Raw genomic sequence first — 6,305 nt, forward strand, 5'->3', positions numbered from 1 at the left:
CCCCCATGGACGGGTTTACGGCGTCCCCCGCAACCGGACCCACCCCGCCATCCCACGGATAGCCCGCTTCTGCTGTTGCTGTTGCTGTTGCTGTTGCCGGCCAGCGGCCGGCACTACCGCTTCGGCGGGTGCAGGGCGCAGCCCTGCCCGAAACCCTCAACCCGCCGGGGTGCCCGCACCATGCAGATAATCCAGGCTCACCTGCAGCAGCGCACGGAATCCGACATCCAGCGCCTTCTCATCCAACAGGAACTTCGGCGAATGGTTGGCCGGCGCCGTCGCCGGGTCGATGCCCACGCTGGTGGAACCGACGAAGAAGAACATGCCCGGCACTTCCTTGGCGTACAGCGAGAAATCCTCCGCGCCCATCTGCAGCGGCGGCTCGTACACGTTGTCCTTGCCCACCACCGCCTGCAGGCTCGGCAGCATCTTCGCGGTCAGCGCCGGGTCGTTCACCGTGGCCGGGTTGCCTTCCGATTCGTAGATGTCGGTCACCGCCTTGGCCCCATGCGCGGCAGCGGTGTGGTCGGCCACGTTGCGCAGATCGGCGAAGATCTGCTGGCGCATGCCTTCGTCGAAGGTGCGGATGGTGCCGACCATCTCCACTTCATCGGGAATGATGTTGTAGCGGATGCCGCCGTTGATCGCGCCGAAGGTCAGCACCGCCGGCTGCTTGGACAGGTTGGCGCGGCGGCTGACGATGGTCTGTGCGGTGCCGATCAGATCAGCAGTGGCCACGATCGGATCCACGCCGTTCCACGGTGCCGAGCCATGGGTCTGGCGGCCGATCACCTTGATGCCGAAACGATCGGACGCGGCCATCAGCGGGCCACCGCGCACCGCGATCTGCCCTGCCTGCACGCTGGAGAACACATGCAGGCCGAACACCGCCTCGGGCTTGAAGTCGGCAAACAGACCTTCCTTCAGCATCAGCGCCGCACCGCCCTCTTCCGGTGGCGGCGCACCTTCTTCGGACGGCTGGAAGATCAGCATCACCTGGCCCGGCAGGTCCTTCTTCATCGCCACCAGCGCTTCGGCCACGCCCAGCAGGGTGGCAGTGTGCGCGTCATGGCCACAGGCGTGCATCACGCCCACGGTCTGCCCGCGGTACTGCGCGGTGGCCTTGGAGGCGAATGGCAGGCCGGTCTGCTCGGTCACCGGCAGTGCGTCCATGTCCGCGCGCAGGGCGATCTTCGGGCCCGGCTTGCCGCCTTCGATGATCGCCACCACGCCGTGGTGGGCAATGCCGGTCTTCGGCTTCAGGCCCATCGCGCGCAGGCGCTTGGCGACCTCGGCGGAGGTGCGCTCCTCGCGGTTGGACAGTTCCGGGTGCTGGTGGAAATCGCGGCGCCATTCAACCACCTTGGCCTGCAGGCGCTGCGCGGCAGCGGTCACTTCCGGGCGCTGCGCGTCCTCGGCGTGGGCAAGGGCCGGCAGGGCCAGCAGCAGGGCGGACAGCAGCAACGAACGGCGCATCTCGATCTCCACGGAAGGGGTCTGCACCTGAATGTAGGGCAACCTTGCCGTTACGGGAACCTCCAGCGTCGTCCATCTGTCTGAGCGCCCGTCCCATCCGTCATGCAGGAAACCCGGTGGGCCACAGGTATGCTTTGCGCATTGCCACCCGGGGTGCCCACCCCGTCCAGCCCTCTTGGAGTCTTGAATGTCACGTGTTTGGAAGATCGTGCTGCTGGTCGTGGCGGTGCTGGTGCTGGCCGTGGTCGGCCTGCGCGTACTCGGTGGCGGCAAGGACAAGGCTGCCGGGCAGCAGGCAGGCGCCGGCCAGGGGGGTGAAGATCCCGATGCCGGCCCGGTGCCGGTGACCGTGGTCGATGCCGCGCGCCAGGACGTGCCGGTGTATGCCAGCGCACTGGGCACGGTGACCGCGATGAACACCGTGACGGTCAGCCCGCAGGTGGGCGGCCAGCTGATGAGCCTCAATTTCCGCGAAGGCCAGGAAGTGAAGAAGGGCGACGTGCTGGCGGTGATCGACCCGCGCACCGCCCAGGCCAGCTATGACCAGGCCGTTGCATCCAAGCGCCAGAACGAAGCCCTGCTGGCCACCGCACGTTCGAACTACCAGCGCTCGAACGCGCCGGAGTACCGCCAGTTCGTGGCCAAGACCGATCTGGATACACAACGAAACCAGGTGGCACAGTACGAAAGCGCAGTGGCGGCCAATGAAGCCAGCATGCGTTCGGCGCAGGTGCAGCTGCAGTACACCCGGGTCACCGCGCCGATCACCGGTATCGCCGGCATCCGCGCGGTCGACGCCGGCAACGTGGTCAACGCCGGTACCGCACTGGTCACCCTGACCCAGATCCATCCGATCCACGTGCTGTTCAACCTGCCCGAACGCCAGCTCGGCGACGTGCGCCAGGCGCAGGCCGCCGGCAGCGTGCCGGTCGCAGCGCTGGACCGCGCYGATTCGCACGTGCTCAGCGGCGACGGCAAGCTGGACGTGGTCGACAACCTGATCAGCGCCGACAGCGGCACCTTCAAGGCACGCGCGGTGTTCGACAACACCGACAACGGCCTGTGGCCGGGCCAGTTCGTCAATGTGCGCATGCAGCTGCGCACCATCGGCGGCGGCGTGGTGATCCCGACCCAGGCAGTGCTGCGTGGCCCGGACGGCGAGTACGTCTACGTCGTGCAGGGCGACAACACGGTGAAGATGCAGACCGTGCGCAGTGGCGTGGAAGTGGGCGACAGCCAGGTGCAGATCGCCGAAGGCCTGAAAGGCGGCGAGCGCGTGGTCAGCGAAGGCCAGTTCCGCCTGAAGCCGGGCAGCAAGGTGACCGCGCTGAAGCCGGGTGAAACCCCGGCCGCACCGACCGAGGCCGAACTGAAGGCCGCCGAACAGAAGAGTGGCGGCGGCCGCCGCGGCGGTGGCCCGCGCTGAGCGCAGGCCCCTGCTCTTCCCCGCGCCGGCGATCCCGCCGGCGCTGCCATTGAAGTGCCAGCAAGGATCAGTCCGTGGGCTTTTCGACGATCTTCATCCGCCGCCCGATTGCCACCTCGCTGTTGATGGCGGGCTTGTTGCTGCTGGGCATCCTCGGTTACCGCAAGCTGCCGGTGTCGGCGCTGCCGGAAATCGATGCGCCCAGCCTGGTGGTGACCACGCAGTACCCCGGTGCCAACGCCACCACCATGGCCTCGCTGGTGACCACGCCGCTGGAGCGCCAGTTCGGGCAGATCTCCGGGCTGGAACTGATGACCTCCGATTCCTCGGCGGGGTTGTCGACGATCATCCTGCAGTTCTCGATGGACCGCGACATCGACATCGCCGCACAGGACGTGCAGGCGGCGATCCGCCAGGCCACCCTGCCCTCGTCGCTGCCGTACCAGCCGGTCTACAACCGGGTGAACCCGGCCGACGCGGCCATCGTCACCCTCAAGCTGACCTCCGATACGCGGCCGCTGCGCGACGTCAACAACTACGCTGACTCGATCCTCGCCCAGCGCCTGTCGCAGGTGCAGGGCGTGGGCCTGGTGTCGATCGCCGGCAACGTGCGTCCGGCCGTGCGCATCCAGGTCAATCCGGCGCAGCTGTCCAACATGGGCTTGACCCTGGAAGAGCTGCGCAGCGCGCTCACCCAGGCCAACGTCAATGCGCCGAAGGGCTCGCTGAACGGCAAGACCCAGTCCTACAGCATCGGCACCAACGRCCAGCTGGCCAGCGCCGCCGAGTACCGCGACACCATCATCAGCTACAAGAACGGCCGCCCGGTGCGGCTGTCCGACGTGGCCGAAGTGATCGATGGCGTGGAGAACGACCAGCTGGCGGCATGGGCCGACGGCAAGCCGGCCGTGCTGCTGGAAGTGCGCCGGCAGCCGGGCGCCAACATCGTGCAGACCGTCGAGCGCATCCGCGCGCTGCTGCCGCAGCTGCAGGGCGTACTGCCGGCCGACGTGCACCTGGAGGTGTTCTCCGACCGTACCGAAACCATCCGCGCCTCGGTGCATGAAGTGCAGTTCACCCTGATCCTGACGATCGGCCTGGTGGTGGCGGTGATCTTCGTGTTCCTGCGCCGGTTCTGGGCCACCATCATTCCCTCGGTGGCAGTGCCGTTGTCGCTGGCCGGCACCTTCGCGGTGATGGCCTTCACCGGCATGTCGCTGGACAACCTCTCGCTGATGGCGCTGGTGGTGGCCACCGGCTTCGTGGTCGACGATGCGATCGTGATGATCGAGAACATCGTGCGCTACATCGAACAAGGCAAGAGCGGCAAGGAGGCGGCCGAGATCGGTGCGCGCCAGATCGGCTTCACCGTGCTGTCGCTGACGGTTTCACTGGTGGCGGTGTTCCTGCCGCTGCTGCTGATGCCCGGCGTCACCGGCCGCCTGTTCCACGAGTTCGCCTGGGTGCTGAGCATCGCCGTGGTGCTGTCGATGCTGATCTCGCTGACGCTCACCCCGATGATGTGCGCCTACCTGCTCAAGCCCGATGCGCTGCCCGAGGGCGAAGACGCGCACGAACGTGCGGCCGCGGCCGGCAAGCAGAACCTGTGGACGCGCACCGTCGGCCTGTATGAGCGCAGCCTGGACTGGGTGCTGGAACACCAGCCGCTCACCCTGGCCGTGGCCGCTGCCGCGCTGGTACTGACCGTGCTGCTGTACGTGCTGATTCCCAAGGGCCTGCTGCCCGAACAGGACACCGGCCTGATCACCGCCGTGGTCCAGGCCGACCAGAACATCGCCTTCCCGCAGATGGAGCAACGCACCCAGCAGGTGGCCGAAGCGCTGCGCAGGGATCCGGACGTGACCGGCGTATCGGCCTTCATCGGTGCCGGCAGCATGAACCCCACGCTCAACCAGGGCCAGCTGTCGATCGTGCTGAAAGAGCGCGGCGAACGTGATGGGCTGGAAGACATCCTGCCGCGCCTGCAGAAATCCGTCGCCGGTATTCCCGGCGTGGCGCTGTACCTGAAGCCGGTACAGGACGTGACCCTGGACACCCGCGTGGCCGCCACCGAGTACCAGTACTCGCTGTCGGACGTGGACAGCGCGGAAGTCGCGCTGCAGGCCAACCGCCTGACCCAGGCGCTGCGCCAGCGCCCGGAACTGGCCGACGTCGACAACAACCTGTCCAACCAGGGCCGCGCACTGGAACTGAACATCGACCGCGACAAGGCCAGCGTGCTGGGCGTGCCGATGCAGACCATCGACGACACCCTCTACGATGCGTTCGGCCAGCGCCAGATCTCGACCATCTTCACCGAGCTCAACCAGTACCGGGTGGTGCTGGAAGTGGCGCCGCAGTTCCGCACCAGCACCGCGCTGATGGAACAGCTGGCGGTCGCCTCCAACGGCGCCGGCGCCCTCACCGGCACCAACGCGACCAGCTTCGGCCAGGTCACCTCGTCCAACTCGTCGACCGCCACCGGTATCGGTGCGCAGAACACCGGCATCACCGTCGGTGCGGGCGGCATCATCCCGTTGTCGGCGCTGGCCGAGGCGAAGGTCTCCAGCGCGCCGCTGCTGGTCAGCCACCAGCAGCAGCTTCCTGCGGTGACGGTTTCCTTCAACGTCGCGGCTGGCTATTCGCTGTCCGCTGCGGTCAAGGCCATCGAAGAGACCAAGGCCAGCCTGGACATGCCGGCGCACGTGCATGCGCAGTTCATCGGCAAGGCCGCTGAATTCACCGGCAGCCAGACCGACGTGGTGTGGCTGCTGCTGGCCTCGCTGGTGGTGATCTACATCGTGCTGGGCGTGCTGTACGAGAGCTACATCCACCCGATCACGATCATCTCGACCCTGCCGCCGGCCGGCGTCGGCGCGCTGCTGGCATTGATGGTCTGTGGCCTGAGCCTGTCGGTGGACGGCATCGTCGGCATCGTGCTGCTGATCGGCATCGTCAAGAAGAACGGCATCATGATGGTCGACTTCGCCATCGAGGCGCGGCGCACCGGCGCCAACGCGCGCGAAGCCATCCGCCGCGCCTGCCTGCTGCGCTTCCGCCCGATCATGATGACCACCGCTGCAGCCATGCTTGGCGCGTTGCCGCTGGCGCTGGGCACCGGCATCGGCTCGGAACTGCGTCGGCCGCTGGGCATCGCCATCGTCGGCGGCCTGCTGCTGTCGCAGCTGGTAACCCTGTACACCACGCCGGTGATCTACCTGTACATGGAACGCTTCTCGGAATGGCTCGCCCGTCGCCGTGAACAGCGTGCGCTGCGCGATGGCACGGTGCAGGAGCCGCAGGCATGACCCTGGCCCCGCACCTTCGGGGGGCTGCACGATGAACCTGTCCGGCCCCTTCATCCGCCGCCCGATCGGCACCGCCCTGGCCAGCAGGGCGGTGC

The 6,305-nt window shown here is 67.4% G+C and carries 3 protein-coding genes; 2 read left to right on the forward strand and 1 reads right to left on the reverse strand.

Annotation, left to right across the window (positions count from 1 at the left end; all coding sequences use genetic code 11):
• Positions 1-156: 156 nt before the first annotated feature.
• Positions 157-1,476 carry a M20 family metallopeptidase gene (locus tag AC1DJN_RS19785; protein WP_025874644.1) on the reverse strand — a complete coding sequence of 440 codons (1,320 nt, stop codon included), beginning with the start codon at positions 1,474-1,476 and terminating at the stop codon, positions 157-159.
• Between the two features lie 187 nt (positions 1,477-1,663).
• On the opposite strand from AC1DJN_RS19785, the gene AC1DJN_RS19790 reads away from it, so the two are divergent.
• Positions 1,664-2,902 (forward strand): efflux RND transporter periplasmic adaptor subunit, encoded by a 1,239-nt coding sequence (locus tag AC1DJN_RS19790; protein WP_032976663.1) that lies wholly within the window; start codon positions 1,664-1,666, stop codon positions 2,900-2,902.
• Positions 2,903-2,976: 74 nt separating this feature from the next.
• Positions 2,977-6,210, forward strand: coding sequence for an efflux RND transporter permease subunit (locus AC1DJN_RS19795; protein ID WP_478039910.1), 3,234 nt, complete (start codon positions 2,977-2,979; stop codon positions 6,208-6,210).
• The last annotated feature ends 95 nt before the right edge of the window (positions 6,211-6,305 follow it).

The organism is Stenotrophomonas sp. 05L414_2 (assembly GCF_056397905.1).